16 protein-coding genes and 1 pseudogene are annotated in these 24,370 nt (G+C 65.9%); 5 read left to right on the forward strand and 12 right to left on the reverse strand.

Translation table 11 applies throughout. The features are described from left to right. Nucleotides 1-6: 6 nt before the first annotated feature. Both ACVWZN_RS09300 and ACVWZN_RS09305 read right to left on the reverse strand, forming a co-directional pair. Complete coding sequence (locus ACVWZN_RS09300) at nt 7-1,875, reverse strand: M56 family metallopeptidase (RefSeq protein ID WP_456953561.1); 1,869 nt, start codon at nt 1,873-1,875, stop codon at nt 7-9. Next, nucleotides 1,868-2,257 carry a BlaI/MecI/CopY family transcriptional regulator gene (locus ACVWZN_RS09305; RefSeq protein WP_456953562.1) on the reverse strand — a complete coding sequence of 130 codons (390 nt, stop codon included), beginning with the start codon at nt 2,255-2,257 and terminating at the stop codon, nt 1,868-1,870. The genes ACVWZN_RS09300 and ACVWZN_RS09305 overlap by 8 nt, the downstream gene beginning before the upstream one ends. Before the next feature lie 478 nt (nt 2,258-2,735). Between ACVWZN_RS09305 and rnk the strand changes: the two genes are divergently transcribed. The 5 genes from rnk to ACVWZN_RS09330 all read left to right on the forward strand — a co-directional run bounded on the left by rnk (nt 2,736) and on the right by ACVWZN_RS09330 (nt 7,587). Then, nucleotides 2,736-3,143, forward strand: coding sequence for a nucleoside diphosphate kinase regulator (gene rnk, locus ACVWZN_RS09310; protein WP_027081962.1), 408 nt, complete (start codon nt 2,736-2,738; stop codon nt 3,141-3,143). A gap of 66 nt (nt 3,144-3,209) precedes the next feature. Further along, nucleotides 3,210-3,572 (forward strand): hypothetical protein, encoded by a 363-nt coding sequence (locus ACVWZN_RS09315; RefSeq protein WP_456953563.1) that lies wholly within the window; start codon nt 3,210-3,212, stop codon nt 3,570-3,572. Nucleotides 3,573-3,611: 39 nt separating this feature from the next. Then, nucleotides 3,612-4,982: a hypothetical protein gene (locus ACVWZN_RS09320; protein WP_456953564.1), complete on the forward strand. Its 1,371-nt coding sequence runs from the start codon at nt 3,612-3,614 to the stop codon at nt 4,980-4,982. A gap of 173 nt (nt 4,983-5,155) precedes the next feature. Beyond that, nucleotides 5,156-5,872: a hypothetical protein gene (locus tag ACVWZN_RS09325; RefSeq protein ID WP_456953565.1), complete on the forward strand. Its 717-nt coding sequence runs from the start codon at nt 5,156-5,158 to the stop codon at nt 5,870-5,872. Nucleotides 5,873-5,913: 41 nt separating this feature from the next. Then, the gene (locus ACVWZN_RS09330) at nt 5,914-7,587 is read left to right on the forward strand and encodes an RsbRD N-terminal domain-containing protein (RefSeq protein ID WP_456953566.1); all 1,674 of its coding nucleotides are present in this window, start codon (nt 5,914-5,916) and stop codon (nt 7,585-7,587) included. A 65-nt stretch (nt 7,588-7,652) separates the two neighbouring features. Here ACVWZN_RS09330 and ACVWZN_RS09335 read toward each other — a convergent pair whose 3' ends face one another. From ACVWZN_RS09335 to ACVWZN_RS09380, 10 genes and pseudogenes are all read right to left on the reverse strand, one after another. Then, nucleotides 7,653-8,687 carry a DUF2955 domain-containing protein gene (locus ACVWZN_RS09335; RefSeq protein WP_456953567.1) on the reverse strand — a complete coding sequence of 345 codons (1,035 nt, stop codon included), beginning with the start codon at nt 8,685-8,687 and terminating at the stop codon, nt 7,653-7,655. Nucleotides 8,688-8,692: 5 nt separating this feature from the next. Continuing rightward, nucleotides 8,693-9,802 carry an HlyD family secretion protein gene (locus ACVWZN_RS09340; protein ID WP_456953568.1) on the reverse strand — a complete coding sequence of 370 codons (1,110 nt, stop codon included), beginning with the start codon at nt 9,800-9,802 and terminating at the stop codon, nt 8,693-8,695. Further along, complete coding sequence (locus tag ACVWZN_RS09345; RefSeq protein ID WP_456953569.1) at nt 9,799-11,337, reverse strand: efflux transporter outer membrane subunit; 1,539 nt, start codon at nt 11,335-11,337, stop codon at nt 9,799-9,801. Before ACVWZN_RS09345 ends, ACVWZN_RS09340 begins: the two co-directional genes overlap by 4 nt. A gap of 6 nt (nt 11,338-11,343) precedes the next feature. Then, complete coding sequence (locus ACVWZN_RS09350) at nt 11,344-12,432, reverse strand: AI-2E family transporter (RefSeq protein WP_196804310.1); 1,089 nt, start codon at nt 12,430-12,432, stop codon at nt 11,344-11,346. Nucleotides 12,433-13,273: 841 nt separating this feature from the next. Continuing rightward, complete coding sequence (locus ACVWZN_RS09355; protein WP_456953570.1) at nt 13,274-14,701, reverse strand: M20/M25/M40 family metallo-hydrolase; 1,428 nt, start codon at nt 14,699-14,701, stop codon at nt 13,274-13,276. 92 nt (nt 14,702-14,793) lie between these two features. Next, nucleotides 14,794-15,711, reverse strand: coding sequence for a cation diffusion facilitator family transporter (locus tag ACVWZN_RS09360; RefSeq protein ID WP_456953571.1), 918 nt, complete (start codon nt 15,709-15,711; stop codon nt 14,794-14,796). 347 nt (nt 15,712-16,058) lie between these two features. Further along, nucleotides 16,059-16,484, reverse strand: coding sequence for a hypothetical protein (locus ACVWZN_RS09365; RefSeq protein ID WP_456953572.1), 426 nt, complete (start codon nt 16,482-16,484; stop codon nt 16,059-16,061). 669 nt (nt 16,485-17,153) lie between these two features. Beyond that, on the reverse strand, nt 17,154-19,598 hold the full coding sequence (locus tag ACVWZN_RS09370) for a beta strand repeat-containing protein (protein ID WP_456953573.1): 2,445 nt from the start codon (nt 19,596-19,598) through the stop codon (nt 17,154-17,156). Between the two features lie 1,837 nt (nt 19,599-21,435). Next, nucleotides 21,436-22,341: pseudogene (locus ACVWZN_RS09375) on the reverse strand (two-partner secretion domain-containing protein); the annotation flags it as partial. Nucleotides 22,342-22,352: 11 nt separating this feature from the next. Beyond that, nucleotides 22,353-24,092 (reverse strand): ShlB/FhaC/HecB family hemolysin secretion/activation protein, encoded by a 1,740-nt coding sequence (locus tag ACVWZN_RS09380; protein ID WP_456953574.1) that lies wholly within the window; start codon nt 24,090-24,092, stop codon nt 22,353-22,355. Nucleotides 24,093-24,370: the final 278 nt, after the last annotated feature.

Here is a 24,370-nt window from a genome sequence, read left to right on the forward strand (position 1 = left end):
TTCGACTCAGCGGTTCTCGATCGGCTGCGCCAGCCCGCGCGACACCGCTTCCTCGATCAGCCGGTCGGTTTCGCGCTGCGCAACCGTCGACGCGGCGCGCTCCTGCTTCTCGAGCTCGTGCATCTGGCCTTCGAGCGCGTGCATGGGCTTGGCTGCCTCGTTCATGCGTCGCTCCAGATCCGCCATCGGCGCCGTCGCCAGTCGCGCCTGCTCCGCGATGATCGAACTCTGACGGCCGATCTCCGCGTTGAGCTTCTCGAGTTGCGCATCCATCGCCGCATCGTGATCCGACAACGCGGCCTGCGCGGCGAGCCGTCCGTATTCCTGTGCAGTCGCGTTCAACTTGACCTCCGCGGCCTTCATCGCCGCGGCGCGCTGCGGGTCGAGCGCCGCTTCGTGCATCGACTGCCCGATCGCGCTCATGTTCGCGCCGTGTGCGCTCATCTGCATGCCGAGCGCGCTCATGCGGTCGGCGATGGCGCGGGTACCGGTCCACGTGCGATTGACGCGTGCGACGAACGCAGGATCGGTGACGCGATAGCGCTTGCCGTCGCGATCGAACATCAGAACGTCGTCATCGATATCCATCGATCCGGCATGCATGGAGTCGCGTGACTGCGCAATGCCGGCGTAAGCATCGCGCTGCGAATCGCCGGCCCGTTCGACCGCGCGCTCGACCTCGCGCGTTTCGATAGGCGCGATCGGCGCCACAGGCTCGACCGGCTCGACCGGACGGCGGCTCGGCGTCGGATCACGTGCAATCGAAGCGCTGGCGGCATCGGCGGCGGCCTGAGCGGCGACTGGTGTCATCGGGATCGCGGCGCTCGTGGCTTTCGGTGCGGGCAACGCAGCAGCGACGGGCGTCGGGGACGCGACAGGTTTGGCCGGCTGCGGCGCGACGGTCGCCTGCGCATACACCGCGAGGCCCAGTCCGACGAGCGCGATGACGGGGATCGCGAGACGGCCACCGGCGGCGGGTGTCGCGGGACGAAGCAGGTTCTGGATGCGGGACATGAGGTCACCTCCTCGGGCGGCGAGCATGGGACGCGGCAATGGCGCCGCGGTGTTGAGTTCGGAAAGTTCGGATAGGGCGATCGCCATGCGGCGCGGTTCGCCGATCGTGTCGGCCGCGATGGCGTCCGCGACAAGTTCACGTTCGGCTCGAACACGCTTCGACAACCACCAGACCACCGGGTGGTAGAACAGCAGCGCTTCCACGATCGACTGCATCAGGTTGACGATGTAATCGTGGCGACGGATGTGCGCGAGTTCGTGCGCGATCAGCGCTTCCACCAGCGCGGCCGGCATCTGCATCGCAAGCGCCGTCGGCAACAACACGACCGGCTTCCACCAGCCGGCGGTGACTGGCGATGCCAAACCGTCCACGAAACGGAGCGGCACGCTGGCGGAAATTCCCATGCGTGCGGCGAGCGCGTCGATGCGCGACTGCCACGCACCGTGCGTGTCGTCCTGCGCCGTACGACGCAGGCGTTCGACCCAGGCAACGCCCATCAGCATGCGGATGCCGAACACGACTGCGCCGCCAGCCCAAATCGCCACGAGCCAAGGCAGCACCCCATCGATCGACGACTGCGGCGATGCGATTGTCGCGACGGGTGTTGCGTGGAAGAACGCGTCGCCCGCGACCGTCGTCACTGCACGTGGCGTCTGCGCGAGACGCATGAAGGTGGCGACCGGCGCGACAACGCACGCAAGCATCGCGACGCAGCCTGCGAGATATCGTGCCTGCGGCCGCCCATGTCGCAATGCAAACAGCGCAGCAGCCGCCGCGACGCCGATCAGCGCGCCCTGCCAGAGAAAATGCAGCAGCGTGCGACCGAGCAACGGGACCAGATCGACCCACGCGTCATTCATCGCCCGACTCCTTCAGGAAACGACGGATTTCCTCGCGCTCTTCGCTCGACACGTGGCCCTTGAGCGCGGCGAGCACGAGATCCTTGCCGGAGCCCGCGAACGCGCGCTGGATCAGGTCGCCGAGCAGGCCGGTACGCAGGGTGTCGGCCTTCTGCACCGCGGTGTACACGTGCGAACGCTGGCTTTCGTCGCGCAGCAGCAGTCCCTTGCCATGCATCACCTGCATCAGGCGCAGCACGGTGGCGTAGGTGGCATCCGGCCGCTCCTGCTGCCGCACCTGATGCACGTCGCGCACGGTCGCCGGCCCGAGCGACCACAGCACGCGCAGCAGTTCGAGTTCGGCGGGCGTGGGCTTCGGCGGCTTGCGGCGGGGCTGGGGCACGGAGGCGCTCGCGATGGGGCTGCGGCGATCCTGCGCCATCTAGACCGGACTGTCTAGACCGATTGGTCTAGGTCATTGGTCATGTTCCGACGGGCGGTTTGGTGGCCGAGACGTACCAGTGCCTCCATTGCCGCAGGGCGTGACGACGTACGTGCAGGATCATGCGAAGGATTCGCCGCGCACTGAGAGCACGCGCGCGCCACCACGTGCTTTAGCGAAGCAGAAACGAGGTTGTGCCACATTCGTTCCGTCATGCATCGCGCGCTTACGCGCTCTGTCTCGATGCAGCGCGAAAGGATGCGCCTCGCCCGACTTGCACACGCGATTCGCAATCGCCAGCGGCAAAAAAGATGTGAAGGCCGTCGCGATCTGAACGATCGCTGTCGTGAACGTGGCGCGTCGATTGACCCTGCACGGAGCCGCGACCTACGGTTGTGCTTGTCACGTCGACGATCGTCGAGCGATTGGGGAAGCCGCCATGCACACGCCGCGCCTGATCATGTCCGTTCGCGATGCGCGACGCCTCGAAGCGCTGCTGGCGTCGCCGGTGTTCGCCGGTTCCGAAGAAGCCGGGCGGCTCGAAGAGGAAATCGCACGCGCCGACGTACGCCAGCCGAGCGAAATTCCGGCGGACGTCGTCACCATGAACTCGAGCGTCGTCGTCGAAGATGAAGGCACCGGCGTCGAGCGCACGGTGCGCGTCGTCTATCCCGATGTGGCGTCCGCATGTCCGCAATACGTGTCGGTATTCGCGCCTGTGGGTGCCGCGTTGCTCGGCCTGAGCGTGGGCGATGCGATCGACTGGCCGATGCCGGGCGGTCGACTGTCGCGTCTGCGCCTGAAAGCCGTGCTGTATCAGCCCGATGCCGCGGGCATGCCCGAGTAAGAGCGCGTCGTGCCGGCCCGACTTTGGCGTCGCATGCGGACGCCGACTCTGCACGTAAGTGGCGTCGTGACTGACGAGGGCGCCTGCGCGGAACGTTTGGACGGCGACGTCTGGACGATGCGTATGCGGCTCGCGCCTTGGTCGCGTCGCGATTGCATGGCGACGGACGAGCCCTTGCACCTCACTCGCCTGGTTACGACCGACGAGCTGATCGCGCTGCAGCACGTGTTGTTGGCCGGCGTTGTGGTCGATGCAGTCGTGCGAATCGAGCCCGGCACGCTGCACGGTGAGATCGTGCGCGTCACGTCGGTTCGCCGCGTTCATGTCGCTGCAGGAGACGGCGGCTTGACCGTCGCAACGGCCGGCGACTCGCGTCGCGCCGTGCCCTTGCCCGTCGAAGCGACCGCAACGGACGACATGCCGACCTAGAATGGCGCGGCATTCGCTTCCACGCCCCAGGAATACCGCTTGAAGACCCGCCTCATCGCTGCAGTCGCCGCGCTCCTCGTCCATGCGACGCCAGCGGCCGCGCAGCACGACACCCACGCCGGCATGGACATGTCGCCGCCGCCGACGGAACAGGCGCCCTCATCTTCTGAACCCTCGACCGAGCAGCACGAGCACATGGGCGACATGTCGATGCCCGCGACGCATCACATGGCGATGTCGATGCAGGGTGCGCTCGGTCCGTACACGATGAACCGCGAGAGCTCCGGCACGTCGTGGCAACCGGATACGTCCAGTCACGCCGGGCTGCACCTCATGCGCGGTGACTGGATGCTGATGTCGCACGGCGTGCTCAACGTGGTTGCCGATCACCAATCCGGTCCGCGTGGCGACGATGCGACGTTCGCGTCCGGCATGTGGATGGGCATGGCGCAGCGGCCGCTGGGCGGCGGCACGTTGCAGCTCAAGGCGATGCTGAGCCCGGATCCGTTGATGGGCGCGCGCGGGTATCCACTGCTGCTCGCCAGCGGCGAGACGGCGAACGGCGTCGATCCGCTCGTCGACCGCCAGCATCCGCACGATGCCTTCATGGAGCTGTCGGCTTCCGTATCGCACAACATCGGCGCGAACCGCATCGTGTTCGCCTACGCCGGTCTTCCCGGGGAGCCCGCGTTCGGCCCACCTGCCTTCATGCATCGCGAAGCGATCATGGATTCGCCCGAGGCGCCGATTACGCATCACTGGCTCGATTCCACGCACATCACCATGGGCGTGCTGACCGGCGGCTTCGTGTTCGACCGCGCGAAAATCGAAGTCAGCCGCTTCAACGCGCGTGAGCCGGACGAGCATCGCTGGAACATCGAAACCGGCGTGCTGGATTCGACGTCGATCCGCGCATCATGGAACCCCACGGACACGCTTGCGCTGCAAGCCAGCTGGGGCGACTTCAAGGACCCGGAGCAACTCGAACCCGGCGTCGACCAGAAGCGCTGGTCGGCAAGCGCGTTGTACGCGCGCGAGCTGTCGTCGGGACGCAAGCTCGCCACCACGCTCGCCTGGGGACGCAAGTCGATCACGCAGCACGGCGAATCGTTCGACGACGACGCGTTCGCTGCGGAAGCATCGATCAAGCAGAACGACTGGACCGTGTTCAGTCGCGGCGAGATCACCGAGAACCGCGAACTCGTCGAAGGCGGCCACGGACACGGCCCGGCGTATCGCGTGGGCAAGGTGTCGGTGGGCGTCGTGCGCGACTTCCGCATCGCGCAGCACCTTTCGTTCGGCGTCGGCGGCCTGGTCGCACTGAACTTTGTTCCGGAAGCGCTCGACGACGCGTACGGCGGCCGTCATCCGACGGGCGCCATGGGTTTCGTGCGACTCAAGCTCGACTGAGCGCACTCCCTCGCAACGCACACACGGGCGTGCGTGAATCCGATCGCAGCGCACGCGCCTGCCTGCCGATCCGCGTCGTGGTGCGCTGCCGTCCTGGAGTAGGTAGATTTCGACCCAGCGGCGGTGCTCTGCCGGCCGTGGCGATCAACTGCCGGGGGATACGGATGAAGCACATGCGTTCTTCGATGCTCGTTGCAGCGCTCGCGATGGCGCTGCGCGCCCACGCCGGCGAATCAGTGTTCTTCCACGGCGACCGCGGCGGCAATCACCCCTTCACGCTGCACGGCGGCAGCTATTCGATCTACGTGCATGCGGCGTACTCACCGCTGGCCGGACGGAGCAGCTGCATCTTCGTTGGCAACCTGCAGCGCGTGTCGCCGACGCACGACTCCACGCAGCTCGGCGGCCCGGCGCCCATCACCTCGACCGGGCCATTCTCGCTCGGGCCCGCGCCGCTCAAATTGCCCGCTGGCACGTATGCGCTGTACATCGCGTCGCAGACCAACTGCCAATGGCACTTCTCGCTCGAATCGGCTGCAGCGCCGCTCGCAGCCGGGAGCATCGGCGCGATGGGTATTGCGGTCGAGCGCGACGGTGACGAAGTTGCGGCGACCTCGGTTCGCGTCGGCGAGCACATGGAGTTCTACGTGCCGTATGGCGGCGGCACCAAGCCCACGGGCGAGGTGTCGGTACTGCACGGCGGCAAGGTCGTACAGCGTTTCCTCGTGACGACAGGGACCGACGCCCGCCTCGGCGGCGCGATCGCGTTCGCCGCCGTCGAATGGGAACGAAGCGATCTGGCGTACGCCGGCGCGAACGTCGCCCGCATGACGCTTACGGTTGGCGGCAAGACCACCACGCGCGAGATGACATTCAATCTCGCGCCCTGAGCGGCCAATAGGTTCAGTACTCGGAATCGCGCCGTCGCGTATTGATTCGTTCTGCCGGTTGCATTCGATTGCCCCGCAGGCGGTTGCGGCAGAGAAAACGGGTCGCATGTAGCCGCATCAAGTCACGCCGACGCATCGCGTACGGCAACTGTAGTGGTCCGACCTACGGCTGGCTTCACGACGTCGCGAACGCCGTTTTGAAAAATGGACGTATCGAAGATGACGCTGCGTCCGCCGTGGACGTCGAGTCGATGCTTCCGACGGCAGATTCCGACGGTTGCCGGTGCGTGCACCACGCCGTCGCGGGCCCGCACACATCACAAACGCGGTTGATCGGCGCACCGCGTTCGCGGTTGCGATCCTTACGCCACACGGTGGCCGCAGGCGCAACGACGCGATGCCCATCGGCGTTGGGTCGCACCGCTCGCTTCACCCTCGCAGGCCACCATGGAGACGTTGTGATCGCAGAAGGAACACTCGCGGCGCTGGCAGCAGAGCTGGAGCAGCGGCGCCCAACTATTCTTGAACACTGGCGGGAGCGTCTGCATAACGACAACACGCTTTCGACGTCGGACTGGACGCGCAAGCAGCTTTACGACCACTTCCCGGATGTGCTCGAAGCATTCTTCCGCATCCTGAAAAGTTGGCCGCAACCAGCGGTCACCGCCGAATCCGACCAGTTCCAGTACGCGCACGCGCATGCGAAAACACGCTGGCTTCAGGGCTATTCGCTGCGCGACGTCATCCGCGAGTGGACGCACTTCAACGCCGCCGTTGTGCTCGAACTCGCCAACGCCCGGATGAAGCGCGCGACCGCAGAAGCGGACGGTTTCATCAAGGCCGAAATGCTGTGGGCGGATCTCGCGGGCGAGCAGCTTTGCGAGAGCGCACTCGAATTCCAGCGGCTGCACCAGGCCGAAGCCGCGACCCGGCTGCAGGAGCTCGGCGAAGTCCTGGACAAGTTCCGGCAACTGAGCGTCGAGCGGGCTCATGGTCTGGGGCGTGCAGTGACCGGTCTTCGAGGCAATCTTTCGACCGTCATGACATCCAGCACGCTGCTCGAAGGCGCACAGACCGATGCGGAACGCGCTGAACTGTACGCACTGGCGCGCGAGAGCGTTTCCGCGCTGGACCGATCGTTGAACGACATGGTGCTGCTGGCGCGGCTGGAAGCGGGTGTCGAGAAGTGCGACGCCGCACCTGTCGACATGGGGTCCGCGCTGATGTTGCTCGTCGCCGGGATGGCACCACACGCCGAGCTTTCCGGAAGCCAGCTGACGTGGGACGGCCCGGAGCCTTACGTCGTCGAGGCAGATGCGGCAAAGGTGCGGCTGCTGGTTCGCCATCTCATGTTGTCGGGCCTGATGTCCGAATCGGTCGGGCCGATCGACGTCGAATGGAGCGATGACCGACGTGACACCAGACGATGGGTGATCGTCGTGCGCCAGCACGTCGGGCATTTCCCGTCCGACGGCACGCCCGCCATCACGCAGGCGATCGCCGACGCCACCGATCGCGCTCAACAGGCCGCGGGTATCGCACCGACCGGATGCGAGCGGGCGTTGATCGAGGGCCGCATTCCCGTCGCGTCGCGAGACGGCGTCAGCCTGCTGCTTGCGAAACACCTCGCCGAGCTTCTGGAAGCGAGCCTCGAGCTGGTGGCTGACGAAGGAATCGTGACGTTCCGGGTGAGCCTGCCACGCGAATACGGCTGAGCGCGGGGACGCCGCCACGGTTGGACTGACGCACCACACGAAGGTGGTCGAGTCGCGAAACTTCTCTACGTCGGCGCCACCTTCTCAACGCGCCGTGCCGTGCGCGCGCCACGCAATCGCTCGAGCACGACGATCGCGCCCCACGCGTACACAGTCACTGCAAGGAACAGCGCCAGCCGCTGCACGAACGCGGCACGCACGCCACCGCCCGAACTGTCCGACACCGCGGGTCCGACGAGGATCAGCATCGTCACGCCGACGTTGATCCAGAACGACGCCGGAAATTGCGTCGCGGCGACGCGATACAACCTGGCGCCGAGATATAGACCGAACAGCAGCGTCCACAGGAAGAACATCCAGAGTTCGGGCCAGGCCTGCAGCGCGATCCAGAACGCGGTGGCAAACACCCCGGCGAGCGCGGTGGACCCGACGAGTTCGATTCCCGCCGCGCGTGCATTGACCGCGGAACCCTGCTGACCCAGCAGGACGGCTTTCATGATGATCGCCATGTACAGCGATGGGTTGGTAAACGCCAGCAGCACCGGCGGCAACACGATGATCATCGTGCGCAACGCGATCCATGCGGCGTCGCTGGTATCGGCAGGTGCAGCCTTTGGAGGCGGCGCAATCGCCGCGTCTTCCGGAAAGAACGGATAGACCAGCCACTGGCATGCGATCGCCACCGCGATGCCGATCATCAACGCCTGCACCACCGACAACGCGACCGCATGTTCGATGAGCGCGGCGGCGGGAATCATCGTCAGGCCGACGGTGAACAGCGTCGACACCAACCCCTTCCCCAGGCCCACGCCCATGTACGTGCTGGCGAAGACGCCAACCGCGACCAGCAACACGCCGGTCAACGGGTAGTAGCGCAGCACCGGCGCCAGCACGAGTCCTGTTCCCAACGTGACGAACACGACCAGCAGGAGCTTGAAAAGCGTCTTCGGCCCCATCGGCGGTGCCGGTTTCGCGGTGAGGAAGATCGCGAACAGCGGCGCGAGGAACGGGAACGGCGTGGCGATGCCATAGGCGATCGCCAGCGACAGCGCCATGACCGCGGCGAACCGGAACGTTCTCCTGGCGCCGAGCGGCATCATCGACGTCAGTACGCGTAGGACAGCAGGCTCGCCACGCGGATGTACAGCTTTCCGAGCAACGCCAGCACGCCGCCACCGCTTCCGTAGGCGAGCACGGAGGCCTGCCCGCCGACGCGCAATGCATCGCGAAGATCCGGATCCTGGCGTGCATCGAACCCGACGATCACCGGGAACCGCTGCGATTGCCGCAACCAGTCGCGGTTGTTGTCGATCGACGGCAACGTGCCGGGCGGCGGCGCGTTGCCCGCACTGACGCCCAGTCCGATGCTGCGCACCTGACCCTTGAACACACGCCCCGGCAGTGCATCGAACACGATGTCGACCGGCGTTCCCACGCGCATGTGGCCGAGGTTGTTCTCGGTGAACTCCGCATCGATCCACACATCGCGGATCGCGATCAGCGTCAGCACCGGGCTGCCCGTGCCGGCATACAGGCCGACGTCGGTGCGAAGGTCGGTGATGACGCCCGCTGCAGGCGCCTTCACCACCGTGTTCGCCATGTCGAGCTGCGCCTTGTCGACGGCGGTCATCGCGGTTTCCAGCGCGGTGTTGTCGCCGACGTTGTCGCCGCCCATCTGTTCGATGGCGCGACGGATGTCGGCTTCGGCGGCGCTCACCTGCGCGGCGGCCTGTTGCAGGCCGGCATCGGCGACTTCCTGCCGGCGCACAGAGATCGTGCCTTCGTCCTCTTCGCGCAGGCGACGCAGGCGCATCGCGTCCTGCCGCGCGGCGAGTTCCGCAGCACGCGCGGCCTGCAGCTTTGCGCGCGAGGCCTGCACCGTCGCACTGCCGGCGCCGAACTGCCGGTGCGCGTTCGCAAGGTCGGATTGCGCCTTCGCCAGCGCGATGCGGTATTGCGACGGATCGATTTCCAGCAATGCCTGCCCGGCCTTGACCGACTGGTCATTGGCGACCGAAATCTTCGTCACCGCTCCGGCGACTTTCGGCGCGACGCCGACCACGTAGCCTTCGACCCGGGCCTGCGACGTGTACGGCGTGTAGCGGTCGGCCAACAGGTACAGCACGAGGCTGAGTGCGATCACGATGCCGACGATGCGCCCGCCTTTGCCGACGGTCGCCTTCGCATCGCCGGGTGGCGCTTGTTCGTCGCTCATTTCGAATCCTTTCCGTGGCTGGCGTCCGCCGGAAGCGGTGCACGCAAGAGGTCGCCCCAACGCGTCCGCGCTTCCATGGTGGCGCGCGTCTGTTCGGGCACGATGTCATCGATCGGCATGTCCACCCAGCCCCCACCGACCGCCTTGTACATCGCGATCACCGCGTTGATGTGCGCGCTGTCGTTGAGAAGCTCGCGCTCGGCCTGCGTGAACAGCACGCGTTGTGCGTCCAGCACGCGATCGAAGCCGAGATAGCCTTCCTTGTACGACGTGTTCGCGAGATCGAGCGATCGCTCCGCGGCGCGCGCCGCACCATGCAGCGGCACCTGCTGCTCGCCGGTCTTGACCACCGCGATGGCCGCATCGTCGATTTCCTGCGCCGCGAGCAGCGCGCTGTTCTGGAACAGCTCGATCGACTGCTGCAGCCGCGCATCCTGCAGGCGCACGTTATTGCGGATGCGACCGTAGTCGAAGATGTTCCATGTCAGTGCCGGACCGCCGGCGATGCGCGTCACGTTCGGCGTGGCGCCCATCGTGTCGGACGACCAGCCGATGCTGCCGAGCAAGGTGATCGCGGGAAAGTAGTCGGCCTTCGCGATGCCGATCTGCGCGGACTGTGCCGCGACCTGCCACGCCGCAGTCCGCACGTCGCGACGACGCAGCAACAGCTGCGCGGGAAGTTCGGTGATGACGGCGGACTCCACGGTCGGCAATGGCCCGCCTGCCGACGCGAGCTCCGGGAGGTCGCCGGGCGGACGCCCCAGCACGGCGGACAGCGCATTGCGAAGCTGGACGAGGTCGGCTTCCTGTTCCGGAATCGTCGCCAGTGTTCCCAGGTACTGCGCTTTCGCCTGCTGGAAGTCGAATTCCGATTCCTGCCCGTGCACGTGCAGGCGTCGGGTGATGTCGAGACTGCGCTTCTGGATGGCCGCGTTCTTGCGCGCGATGTCGATGCGCAGCAACGTAGTGCGATATGCGTAATACAGCGACGCGACCTGCGCACTCAACAGCACCTGCACGTCCTGCTGGTTGGTGATCGAGGCGAAGTAGCCCGCTTCGGCCGACTCGATACCGCGCTTGAACCGGCCCCAGAAATCCAGCTCCCACGCCAGCTCGAAGCCCGCGTTGTAGGCGGTGACGTGCTGATGCGAGTCGGGCCCTGCGCCGCCGCTCTCGCGATTGTCGACATACGTCGCCGAACCGCTGAGACGCTGCACCTGCGGGTACTGGTTGCTGCCCGCGATGCCAAGCACGGCACGGCTTTCGAGAATCCGAAGTCCGGCGATTCGCAGCGATGGGTTTTCGCGACGCGCGGTTTCGATCAGCCCGTTCAGTACCGGGTCGTTGAAAGCGCGCCACCAGAAGTGCAGGTCGACCTGCGTCTGCGCATCGCCATTCGCAACCTCGCCGTAGAGACCGGGCTGCCATGACTGCAGCCAGACGACGTCGGGCTCGCGATAGTCGGGACCCAGCGTGACGCAGCCTTGGAGCAGCACGACCGACGCCAGCATCAACACGGTGCCGATGCGTCGCACGGGCCGCTACTCGGGAATAGCCACGGGCGCGATCACGACGGGCGCGGGGACGGTCGCCTCGGCGACGCCGCGATCGACCCATTGCATGAAGATCTGGTAGCCCACCGCCAGCAGCACCGCACCAAGGAACAGGCCGGCCATGCCGCCGGTCACCATGCCGCCGATCGCACCGATCAGGATCACCAGCATGGGTGCGTCGACACCACGCCCGAGCAGCAGCGGCTTGAGCACGTTGTCCGCAAGCCCGGCGACGACGAACCACGCGCTGAAGATGACTTTGAACACCGTCGAGCTCCCGTCGTCCGCCATCCACAACCATGCCAACGCAGGCAGCGACACCAGCAATGCGGGCACCTGCAAAATGCCGAGGAACATCGCGATCAATGCAAGCACACCGGCGCCGGGCACGCCGGCGAGCATAAAGCCGACGCCGAGCAGGATCGCCTGGATGAAGGCGACGCCGACGACGCCGGTCGCAACCGAACGAATCGTCGCGATGCACAGCGTCTGCATCTGCGGCCCCTGCTCCGCGCTCGTCAACCGGATGAAGATTCGTCGGAACACGTTGTGCGCCGCGTCCGCGTAAACCATCAGGACGCCGGCGACGATGATGCCCAGCAGGAACATGCCGGCGGTCGACGCGCCGCCCGCCGCGATCGCGAGCACCTTCTTCGCGTAGCCGCGCAGCACCTCGCGGTTCTGTTTCAGGAACGACGGCAGATTGCTCGCCGCGGAATTCCATGTCGCGAACACACGCGGACCGACAACCGGCCATTCCGCGACACTCGGGTCCGGCGACTTGATTGCCAGGTTGTCGTCTTCCACGCGCTGGTAGAGCTCGCTCAACTCGCTGGTGACCGTCGCGCCCAGAAGCGCGATCGGCGTGCCGAGCAACAGCAGGCTCGACAGCACGAGCGCGGTGGCAGACCACCCTCGCCGCCCGCCGAACCATCGCACCACGCGCAGGTAAAGCGGATACAGCGCGACCGCCAGGATCATGGCGAGCGTCAACAGACGCGCGAACGGCGAGAACACCCGAACGCACAGGAACACCAGGAGGATGATCAGCACGACGCGGAGCAACGTGTCGGTCAAGTCATGGTTCACGAGCCTGCGAAGGCTTGCCTGGTCGACTTGCATGATGCTGCTCCGGGACGCCGAAACCCGACGGTTCGCCTGATGACATGCGCATGCGTCAGTCGCTCAACGCGTACGGGTCAAACAGGTCCTCGATGCAAACGCGGCCACCATCGGGTTCCATGACCGAGCCGTTTTCGTAGTGCATATCGCTATTGCAGGGCGCAGCTCTCCGCGCGCCTCACGTTATAGGTGAGGCGGCGATTCGTTGCCGTGCTTCCCGGCCGCATCATTCACAACTGAAGTAGCGCTTCGGCCCGTACCCGAAGCACTGTTGCGACCGTCGATGTGGATCTCGCCTAGAGTAATTTCCCTCTAATTTCGCAGCGCTCGACTTGGTAAGACGCCAAGCGCAGTGCAAGCGAAACCGTTCATTCGCTGTTGAATCTCGGCCCGATTGCGTTACCCGTACGTGAGGAATTCTCATTGATGCGAACACATCCGACCGACGGATGTTTTCGGTCGGTGCCGGGCTGGACCGTGCTCTCGGCTTCTATTCTTTTGTCGGTACGTGACGTATGCACCTGCACCCGATCCACGTTCACCCAAGCCACGCCCGATATCGGCTGGAACGGGCGGTATGCGCAATATGTTTCGGGAGACTCACGCTTTACCGATGCAGAAGTGAGGGCGTCGGAAGACGTGGTCGATCCGCCAGATCGCTGACGTTTAAAACGGGCGCGTAACGCGCTCGCGCTCCAATCACCCACGCGCTTGGCGGTCAACGCTGACGCACGCCGCCATGCAGCGACGTGTATTACATCCACGCCGCGCGCACGACCGGCGGTCACGACGAAACCTATTTCGTCGAAGGCGCGTCCGCGTAGCGCTTGACCAGCGCATACAGGAAGCGACGACCATCCATCAGCGACTTGACCGGGATGCGCTCGTCCAGACCATGCGCGTGGCTGCCCTCGGCGTCCTGGAACATGCCGGAAATGCCGTAGGTGGGAATTCCGGCCGCGTTGAGGAAACGTCCGTCGGTCGCGCCGCTCGACATGGTGGGGACAATTGCGACACCGGGCCAGATCGACGCGGCAACGTCGCGCACGGGTGCAAGGATGTCCGCGCCCAGCGGCGGAACGGGTGCGAACACCGCGGCTTCGCCCACGGTCGCGATCTTGATGCCGTCATCGGCCACGACACGCTGCAGGGTGGCCTGCACGTCGGCGATCGTGGTGTCGGGCAGGATCCGGCAGTTCACGTTGGCGGTGACGCTCTGCGGCTGCGCGTTCGGCGCGTGGCCGCCATTGATCATCGTGGCGATGCACGTGGTGCGCAGCATGCTGTTCCAGCTCGGATTGATGTCCCACAGTCGCGACACCGCATCCTCGTTCGGTGTGGCCGCGATGGCTGCGTGCATGTCCGCGGCCACGTCGGCTGACACGAGCTTCGACTGCGCCTCGAAGTACGCGCGCGTGGCCGCGTTCGGGCGGATCGGGAAGCGGAACTCGCCGACCCGTGCGAGCGCGCCGCCCATGAGGCTGATGATGTTGCGCTTCTTCGCGCGCGCGCTGTGCCCGCCGCTGTCGGTCATCGACAACGTGAAGTCCTGATAGACCTTCTCGCCGGCTTGCACCTGCAACGCGACCGCACGGCCCGAGGCATCGAGCTCGCCACCCGCGCCTTCGTTGAGCGCGAACGCGGCATCGAGCACGTCGGGCTTGTCGCGGGTCAGCCAACGCACGCTGTTGAAGACGTCCGCCGTTTCCTCGCCGCAGGTCAGCGCGAGCTTCAGGCTGCGGCGCGGCACGTAGCGCTCCTGCTTCATGCGCACGAGTGCGTCGGTGAACACGGCGGCCATCGCCTTGTCGTCCGCGGCGCCGCGTGCGTAGAACCAGCCGTTGTCCTCGGTCAGCTTGAACGGATCACGCACCCAGTCCTGACGCCGCGCTTCGACGACGTCGATGTGCGCGAGCAGCAGCAGCGGCTTGAGCGACGCCTCGCGTCCGCGCAACACCGCGACCAGTGCACCGTCCTTCGGGCGGTCGGCGGGTGCATAGATGTGCATGTCGTCGGCCGGGAGGCCAGCTGCGGCCAGATGCGCGCGCATGGCCTCTACGGCGCGCGTGCAGTCGCCCGAAGAGCGGGTCGTGTCGATCTCGACCAGCTCCTTGTAGAGCGCGCGAAATGCGGGCTCCGACGGGTCCGGAGTAGCGGCTCCGGCCTGCGACGCGGTCACGGCGAGGACCAGGGACGTGGCGATAGCGAGCGCGTGGCGATTCATGGGCGACCTCGTGGCTTGAACGGCGATCGTCGCACGTTGGCAGCGCCGATCGGTTCGGTGCGATCAGGGTCACGCTTCACGCGCGAACGGACTCAGTCCCGCGCGCTGCCGGCGTCGACCTGCGGCTCGAAGAACGACCAACGCACCTCCGGGTAACGCTGCTTGAGCTTGCGCTCCACCGCGTCGATCGCCTCCACCTGCGCCGACAGCAGAACATCGCCACGCATCTGCACATGCGCGGACACGACGACATCCGCGCCCATCTGCAACGTAATGAGCGACAGCACGCCGGTGATTCCGGGCTGCGACGCGATGAACTCGCGCATCTCGGCTTCGCGCGCGGGATCGATGCTCTGCCCGATCAGCATCGCCTTCACCTCGATGGCCACGAACACGGCGACGACGATGAGCAGCGCGCCGATCAGGATCGTGCCGAGCGCGTCCCACAGTGGGTTGCCCGTGAGCACCGTGAGGGCGATGGCCAGCAGTGCGACCGCGAGCCCGCACATGGCGGCGATGTTCTCGCCGACCACGACGATCAATTCCGCCTGGCGCGTGTCACGGAACCAGCGCCATAGCGAGCGCCCGCGTCGTTCGTCCGCGGCCTCGCGCAGGGCGGCGCGCGTCGACACGCCTTCCGCGACAAGACTGAAGACCAGGATGCCGACCGCCCAGCCCCACTGCGTCACCGGCTCGGGATGCTGCAGTTTGTGCACGCCTTCGTACAGCGAAAACATGCCGCCGACGGTGAACAACATCACCGCGACGAGGAACGACCAGAAATAGACGGCCTTGCCGTGCCCGAGCGGATGGTCGGGCGACGGCGGACGCGCGGCCTGGCGCAGGCCGAGCAGCAACAGCAGCTGGTTCCCGCAATCGGCGAACGAATGCACCGTTTCGGCGAGCATCGCGCCCGACCCGGTGAAAAGCGCCGCAGCGCCCTTGGCCAAGGCGATCGCAAGGTTGGCGCCGAGTGCCACGACGATGGCGCGATGCGTGTTTCCGGACATGCGTCGGCCTCGCGGGGAATGCGCCATGGTCGTCGCTGCTGTGTGGACATGGAGTCAGGCCGCGATGTTGCGGACGTATGGGATGCGCGTGGCAAGCCGCATTCGCGTCGAAGAATCACGGTGGAGCACGGCCGTAGACAGACTGCGCGCGGATTCAAATCGGCTTGGAAAGGGTCGGATCCCGACAGTTGCCGGCGTCGATCGTGTCCGTCGCCCACTTACGCAACCACGACGTCCGCAAACGCCGACCCCACGGAGCACTGCAGCGCGCCGCTGCGATCGACATGGATACTCGTTGCGCGGATCTTCGCAGTCCGACGGGCGACGCCAGCCAGTCGCGTGGCCCGCTACGCCGACATCGCGCCAAGAGACGCGTACAGCGCAGGTCGCCACTCATCCGCGCCCGTGCACGTCAGACGAGCGAACACCCGTTCGATACCGTCCGACTGCTCGAGGATCAACGCCGGAACCACGCCGTCGTCGGGATCGGCGCGGTTGAGAAATGCAGCCACCGCATCGGTGCTGCCGAATGCGTCGCCCAATGCGCGATGCAGACGCACGAGGCGGATGCAGCGCTGCCCGATCGGCGAGCCCGGCTGCACGAGCGCCTGGCCCGACAAAACAGCATTCGCGTGCAGCTCGTCGGAACCGATCACGCGCGCGAGCCGGGTCGCGTCCAGTTGCATCGTGCGCACGACCCGCATGACGTCATACGTCAGCAGCTCCGCTGCCGCCCGGCAATCGAAGAAGTCGTGCACCGTCGCGTCCCCCATGCAGCGACGGTACGAAGGGACGGTGTGAGTACAGCGTCAAACTGCGGGGCCGACGTCAGCGCTCGTTAAACGGATTCAGTGTGGTCGCGCCCGAGCGCCCGACGGGGCAACGTCGCCGCTTCGGCGCGATGCTCGTCGACATGTCGCCTGCTAGCTTGTTTGCGGGATTGTCGGCGCCGCAGTCGCTATGGTGTTCGCGTCGCAAGCTGTTGAACGGGGCAAGGCGTATCTCATCCCGCTCTCCCTGCTGCGCCGGCTTCGAAACTGTGATCGAGTGATCGGTCGCACGGCAGCCAACTCATTTCGGGGGCGCAAGTCGTGACGAATACCGGACCCGCGTCTTCATCTGGCTGACGACCGTCTGCACCCGGTCGATCCGTTTCCGTGCTATTCGCGAGCTACAGCACCATCGGCCGGCACGACTTGATCAGTCGCAGCAGCGACCAGGCCACGTCCGGCTGCCGTGCTGACCGTTGACCGCCTTGGGTGGGAAGCGGGCAGTTGCGCGGTCGTGCCTAGATTGTGTCCGCAGTGGCGAAAAACGAATGCCGCGATCAGGCGATTCTCCGCGGCGCGCCGCGAATTCGTCTCGCGAGTCGGGCGGAGCCTTCCGGTGCAACAAAAAGCCCCGCTCGCGCGGGGCTTTTTGCATACTCAGACACGAAGACGTCAGTGCGGTCGGCCTGCCTTACAGGCCGCCGAACGATCATCGCCTGCCTGACACTTCGCGCGCTCGTCGACGATCGTGAGGGGCGCGGTCTGCTCGTTGGCCGCGTCATGACCATCGTTGAGGAAGCGAACAGCCTGGGCGACCTCGGCGACACCCGCACCTTCGACCGCGATGCGCGCCGGCACGATGGTGAGCGTGGAACCGACGAACGTCAGCTGGTAGTTCGCGGAGGCGTCGAGCGTGCCGCGGCCGATCGAGTACTGGCCCGGCAACTCGCCACCGCTTCGCGAAAGCGCACCGTTGAGCGTGTCGCCCGCAACGAGCGAACCCTGCGTCACCGAGTAGGTCAACGTCGGGTCGGTGCTTCCCATCGGCTTGAGGCTCACATTCGCCGTAACGGTGATCGCGCGACGGAGAATGTCTGCAACCGTCGCGCCGGAAACGACGACCGTGTAGTTGCCGGCGTCCGCACCGGCGAGGCTGACGCCGCCGACGACGACCGACTTCCCGTTGCCTGCGTTCGCGTCATTGAACGTGTAGGTGCCGTTCGCACTCACGTTGTCGCCGGTCAACACGCCGTTAAGCGCGATCGAACCGGTGCCCGCTCGGCTGCCGTCGTAGGTCTTGTTGTTGACCGTCGCGGTGCCCGTGATCGACTTGCGCAGGATGTCGCCGATCGCTGCGGCCGGCACGCTGATCGTGTAGTTGCCCGCGTCCGCGCCGTTCAACGTGACGCCGGACACCGTGACGAGCTTGCCGGTGCCCGCATTCTTGTCGGCAAACGCGAAGGTGCCGCCTGCCGTCACGGTATCGCCGGCGACCACACCACTGACCGCGATGGATCCGCTGCCGGACGTGTTGCCGTCGTAGGTCTTGGTATTGACCGTTGTCGTGCCGGTGACGGCCTTGCGAGTGATGTCGCCGGTGGCGCTGCTTGGGGTCGCCAGCGTGTAGTTGCCCGCGTCGGCACCGCTCAACGTGACGCCCGAGACGGAGACCGTCTTGCCGCTGCCCGCATTCTTGTCGGCGAACGCCAGCGTGCCGCCAGCAGCTGCGACATCGTCGCCTGCAATGGCACCGGTGAGTCCGAAAGTCCCCGTTGCGGCGGTCGTACCGTCGTAAGTCTTGGTATTGACGGTGACCGTGCCGGTGATGGCTTTGCGCAAGATGTCGCCAAGAGCGGAAGCGGGCACGTTGACGACATAGTTGCCTGCGTCCGCACCGCTAAGCGAGACACCGTTGACCGTCACGGTCTTGCCTGTGCCCGCGTTTTTGTCTGCAAAGGTGAACGACGCCGACGCACCGACGTCGTCGCCACCGACCACGCCAGCCAGTGCGACGGTGCCGCTGCCGCTGGCGGTCCCGTCGTACGTCTTGGTGGTGACCACCGCGGTGCCGCTGATCACTTTCTGCAGAATGTCGCCGAGGACGCTCGCCGGAACGCTCAGCGTGTAGTTGTTTGCATCCGCGCCATTGAGCGCGGCGCCGGATACCGTCACGTTCTTGCCGGTGCCCGCATTCTTGTCCGCGTAAACGAACGTGCCGGTCGCGCCGACATCGTCGCCTGCGACTGCACCGTTGAGGCCGATCGTTCCAGTCGCAGCGGTCGTGCCGTCGTAGGTCTTGGTGGTGACGACCGGCGTGCCGGTGATTGCCTTACGAAGGATGTCGCCGAGCGCGCTGGCCGGCAGCGTGATGGAGTAGTTGCCGGCATCCGCGCCCGACAGCGACGCGCCGGACACTGTGGCGGTCTTGCCCGTGCCCGCGTTCTTGTCGTTGAACGTGAGGGTTGCAGTCGCGGCGACGTCGTCACCCGCGACCACGCCGCCGAGCGTCACCGCACCCGTGCCCGCGACATTGCCGTCGTACGTCTTGGTGTTGACGGTGACAGTGCCCGAGATGGCCTTCTGCAGGATGTCGCCCAGTAGCGACGACGGAACGGTGAGCGTGTAGTTGCCAGCGTCGGTGCCCGTAAGCGACACGCCCGACAACGTTACCGACTTGCCGGTACCGGCGTTCTTGTCGGCGAAGGTGAACGTTCCCGCGGCACCGACCGTGTCGCCCGCGACCACGCCAGAAAGCGTGATCGTGCCGCTGCCGTTCGCGCTGCCGTCGTAGGCTTTGGTGGTGACCGTACCGGTGCCGCTGATCGCCTTCTGCAGGATGTCACCCACGGTCGTGGCCGGCACGCTGAGTGTGTAGTTGCCGGCATCGGCGCCTGTCAGCGTCGCGCCGGTCAGGTTTACCGTCTTGCCGACACCCGCGTTCTTGTCGACGAAGGTGAAGGTGCCGGTCGCGCCGACCGTATCGCCCGCGACGATGCCGGCCAAGCCGATGCTGCCGTTGCCGTTTGCAGTTCCGTCGTAGGTCTTGGTGGTCGCGGTCGGTGTTCCGGTCAGTGCCTTGGGGTCGACGGTGACCTTTCCGGCGCCGTTGAAGAACATGTTGTATCCGTTGGTGCCGACGACGGAGCCGCTTGCGATGTTGATCGCATACGGCCCGCCGGCAACGCCGGCATGCGTACCGAAGCCGCTCGATGTCACCGTCGGCGCACCCGTAAACGCAGTGGCCGCGGTGTCGCCGAGGTACGCACCCGTAACGCCGGGCAGGAAAGCCTGTCACCGTGTAGAAGCTACCGGCCGAGCCCGTGAGGTCGGTGCCGTACGTTTTCGTCGTGTCGATCGTCGTGAACGTCAGGTTCGGGTGGTACGCAAAGACGTAGCGGTTACCGGCGATGGAACCCGGCGCCAGCGTGCTGATCGTTTGGCCCCAAATCGCGTTCTGCCCACTGTCCAGACCGTCGTAGTCGGTCGCGCCGTTGAATGGGTATTGCTGGTAGATCACCCAGTGGCCGGTCGCGACGATGCCATCGGTGCCGGACTGGTTGAAGAACTGCGTCGAGGACACCGCAACGTCGTGACCGCGGATCTGGCCGCCTGAATTGATCTGCAGCGAATCACCGACGACTTCGATGCGCGCGTCACCCGCTCCTGCATCGACGACATTGTCGACGGTGAGGGAGGTTAGGTCGCGAAGAACGAGTCCGTTCGAACTGAAGGGACCGATCGAATTGATGTAGTTGTCGCCGGAGAGCGTGGCACTGCCCCCCACGGCGCCACTGAGGCGGATCGTGTCGAGCGCGCCGCTGACGCCGAAGCTGCCCGCGCCCGTGACGTCGAACGCCATTGCATAGCCGCTGCCGAGCTGGACGCCGCCCGTGCCGCCACGCAGGAAGGCCGACCTGAAGACGCCGCCGTGGTAGTCGCCTGCCACCAGCGACCCGATCTGGATGCCGTTCGCATTGATGGTCACGGATGAACTGGGAGACGCGATGGACGCCGCATTGAACGCGCCACCGGCATTCACCGTGAACGAGGTGGGGCCGCCGAGCGCGACCGCGTCGAGGTCGACCGCGCCTACCGTGCTGAGCGACGTGCCATTGAAAGTGCTCGCTCCATTCACGGTCAGCGCGTCGAGCGCCTGCGTCGCGCCGACGTTGTCTGCAAACGTAGTGCCCGTGGCGGACGTGACCGACAGGTCGTACGGAGCCACTCCGCTGTTGAGCGTACCGCTGAACGTGACGCTGCCGCCGGCCGACAAGACCGACGTGTCGCCCGTAAGCAACGCGTTGCCTTGTACCGCGACGTTGCCGATGGCACTCACGCTGCCCGCGAGCGCGACCGTAGGACCGACCAGCGTCATCGAGCCGCGACTAGTGGAGCCGCTACCCAAAGACCAATTGCTGACCGACGTCGCAAGGATGTTGCCGGACACCGAATTCATCAGCGACGCCGATGTCCAGCTGTTGTTACCGCCCAGCGTGATGCTGTTGTTGCTGGATGCGAACAGGTTGGTTGTCGTGATCACGCCGCCGCTCTGCGTGATCGAATCGCCCGAGTTGAGCTGGACGAAATGACCGGCGGAGGTCGACACATTGCCGCTGAGGTCGATGCCGCCGCTGGCATTCAGGACCACATTGCCGTTGTCGGACGAGAGCGGCACGCCGCCAAAATTCGTCACACTCAACGGGCCACCGTTCGTGGTCGTAATGCTCAGGTCGCCGGGAGCATGTAGAAACGCGCCGGCAACGCTTATCCCGCCTTCGGTGTCAGTGATCGAGAAGCTGTTGGTCGTGCCGACGAAGATCGGCTGGAAAACGCCGCCACTGAAGTCCTTCGCGGTGACCGAGTAATTACCGCCGACTGTCGGCCCACCATTGCCGGAGATCATCTCGCCTGCGCTGATCGTCAGATCGCCTGGCGCGGTGAACACACCTTGTGCAGTGACGTTCGCATTGCGCGACACGAGCTCGACGCTGCCCGCGTTGAAGCGGATGTCGTTCGCGCCGCCCGGATTGGCGAGCAGCACGTTGCCCTGCGCGTTCGTCATGCCGGCCGCAGTGATCAGATTGCGCGCACCGGTGAACGCCGCGCCGTTACCCACCGTCACCGCATTTGCCTGGCTGCTGCCCGCGCCGAGATCCAGTGTGGTGATCGCGCTGAGGTTCGCGTCGAAGGTAACGGTCATGCCGCCCGAACCGATCAATGCATTCGTGCCCGAAGAAACGAAACTGCCGTTCGAGTTGACGATGTTGCCCTGCACGAAGATGCCGCCCGTGTTGGCCTTCAGCTGGGCGCCCTGCGCGATCGAGATTCCCGTGCTGCCACTACCCGAAAGCGCGAACGTCGTGTTCCCGTCGAGGATGTCCGCATCTGTGACGCCCGCCGTCGACAGCAGCAGACTGCCCACGTCGAATCTGCCGGTGCTGCCGACAGCGATGCCGTTCGGGTTTAGCAGCCACACGCTGCCACCCTTTGTCCCGCCGACCGAGCCGACGTAACTCGCGACATTGCCGTCGATCGAACTGAAGGTGCCACCGACCACGCGATTGACCAGGAGATCGCTCGAACCGCCGAAAACCACGTTGACCGTCTGGCCTGTGCCGACGTCGAAGCTGTTCCAGTTGAGGATCGTCCGCGGGCTCCCCATCGTCAGCGTCGTCGTGTTGGCGGACGTGGTAACCGTGGGCCCGGTCCCGGACGGGATCGCACTGCTGCTGATTGTTCCCGCAGGGGTCGCCACCGGCAGCGCGGTCTGCGCAGCGGCCTGCGCCGGCCACAGCACCTGCGCCATGGCAGCGAAAAGGACGGCGACGCGCAGCCCGCTATGCGAATTGGAAGAAGTCATGGTCGTCGTCCTCAGTGGATCGAGAAGGTGTGGTGGAACGTGAACAGCACGCGTGCGTCGGGCTCGGGGCCGCCCGGGAACGCGCCGGTCTGCGGCACCGCCCACATCAGTGCGAACTGCCCGTAACGCGTGTACGCACGTGCGCCGAGCCCGACCGAGCGCAGCGTCGCGGCTTCGGACGCGGTATCGCGGTTCCAAAGGCGCGCCACGTCCGTGAATGCGAAGACGCTCGTCGATGTGGTGGCGCTGCGGAAATCCCAACCCGCTTCGAACTGTCCGCCCACGGCGCTGTCGCCCGACGCCGAACCCGGGTCGAACCCGCGGCCGACGGTGTAGTTGCCGACCTGAAACTCCTCGTACGTCGGCAAGGGGGCATTCGACCACTGGCCTGCGCCATTGAATCCGAGGAACGGTGATGCCGTCGCGCCCGCGTTGACCGACCAGCGCGCCCCGAACCCGACGCGGGCGGATATGAAGTCAGGACGTGCCTCGGCACGCGATAGCAGCGGGTCGCCGGCCTCGGTCGCGCCCCAGATGCCTAGACCCTTGCGCACTTCGAAGCTGGCGGTCGCGCCAAGGCCGCGCACAGGGTTCTGCCAGCGTGCCGCCACATCCAATGCGAGAACGCGGAGTTTCTCGTCCGACAAGGGAATGGCGTCGTAGCCCAGCGCACGGAGGAAACCCAGATCGTTGGTCTGGTTGATCGCTTCCATGCGCACGCCGCTATCGAGCGACAGCGCGCGCGTCTTGATCATGGAATGACGAACACCGAGTCGTGCGACGCGCGAACGGCCTTCGAGTTCGAGCGGCTCGAGTGCCCCGCCGGGTCGCGAACGGCCGTCCGCGTAGTCGCCCACGAGCATCCAACCCGTAGTGCCCAAGCGCACTTCCTCGAGCAACTGCACGACCTTCTGCTCGCCGCCGAGGCTCGAGAACAGCACCAGGCTCGTGCGGTCGCCGAAGCGCGTCAGGCTGTTGGCGTCGAGACGCAACGACAGGCTCTCGCGACCGAGCTCGTCGGACCCCAGATTGTCGGCGCCGACGCCGATGTCGAATGTGCGCCGCGGCATCGCCGTTGCAACGATCTCAAGTCCATCGTTGCTTCCGTCCGCGGCTCGGCGTAGCGCAAAGCGCACGTCCGCGCCGGGAATGTCGCGAACCAGAAGGAACGCACGCTCCACATCGGACCAGTGCGTCGCCGCATTAGTTTTGAGCGCTTCGAGATACGCACGTGCGAGCGCGGCGGACGGACCGAGCGCTTCCTCGTTCTCGAGTACGACGCTGCGAATGCGCCCTTCGATCACCTGCAGTCTGAGCACGCCATCCGTCATGCTCTGTTCCGGGATGTCGACCGCGGCCAGTGCTTCGCCATCTCGTGCATACACCGAAGCGACGCGATCGCGCGCCGCGCACAACACCGCAGTGTCGGCCGGGTGGCCGAGCAGGTCGGCGACCGCACGATCGATCGCCTCGCGCGACACGAGCGTTGCACCGCTCACGTCGATGCGCGTCAGGGTGATCGTGCCCTTGCCGGTGAAGGGGCAAGCACCGGCGACGGCGAACGTACCGGGATCGATGAGCGCAGGCGGCAGGGCGGGCGTGCGCTTGGCCGGGTCCACGTCCTGCGGGGTACGACCGACCGCACCGGGCGGAACAAGCTGCGCCCATGCGGGCGCTGCCAACGCAAGACCCAAGGCCACGGCAATGCCGCGCCCCAGCGGCCCGATGGCCGCTTTCGCCTTCAACTTCATCGATTTCCCCTGTTTTTCGAATCTGGACGACCCGGCCGCTCGCTCATGGAGCGCCGGTCGTGCGGCCGGGCACTGGCCCGCTGAGCGGATTATCGGCCGGGGCCGCCGAATCTGAAACCGGTCACGTGACGGCCGCGGACTTATCCGATTTGCCGCACCAGGAGTTCCGCGGAGGGCGGAACGCATCGCCACTGCGATCGGCGTGGGTTCACCGGCTCGTTAGTACACATCGGTGGGCAGAAGCGGACACGCGCGCGTCGGTTTATATGCGCCGTAAC

The sequence above is a fragment of the Lysobacter sp. HA35 genome (genome assembly GCF_054061195.1).

Coding starts and splice junctions, on each gene's coding strand:
- ACVWZN_RS09300 (WP_456953561.1), bottom strand. CDS start 1,875: ATGAATGACGCGTGGGTCGATCTGGTCCCGTTGCTCGGTCGCACGCTG.
- rnk (WP_027081962.1), top strand. CDS start 2,736: ATGCACACGCCGCGCCTGATCATGTCCGTTCGCGATGCGCGACGCCTC.
- ACVWZN_RS09325 (WP_456953565.1), top strand. CDS start 5,156: ATGCGTTCTTCGATGCTCGTTGCAGCGCTCGCGATGGCGCTGCGCGCC.
- ACVWZN_RS09335 (WP_456953567.1), bottom strand. CDS start 8,687: ATGATGCCGCTCGGCGCCAGGAGAACGTTCCGGTTCGCCGCGGTCATG.
- ACVWZN_RS09340 (WP_456953568.1), bottom strand. CDS start 9,802: ATGAGCGACGAACAAGCGCCACCCGGCGATGCGAAGGCGACCGTCGGC.
- ACVWZN_RS09355 (WP_456953570.1), bottom strand. CDS start 14,701: ATGAATCGCCACGCGCTCGCTATCGCCACGTCCCTGGTCCTCGCCGTG.
- ACVWZN_RS09360 (WP_456953571.1), bottom strand. CDS start 15,711: ATGTCCGGAAACACGCATCGCGCCATCGTCGTGGCACTCGGCGCCAAC.
- ACVWZN_RS09365 (WP_456953572.1), bottom strand. CDS start 16,484: ATGGGGGACGCGACGGTGCACGACTTCTTCGATTGCCGGGCGGCAGCG.
- ACVWZN_RS09370 (WP_456953573.1), bottom strand. CDS start 19,598: ATGTTCTTCAACGGCGCCGGAAAGGTCACCGTCGACCCCAAGGCACTG.
- ACVWZN_RS09380 (WP_456953574.1), bottom strand. CDS start 24,092: ATGAAGTTGAAGGCGAAAGCGGCCATCGGGCCGCTGGGGCGCGGCATT.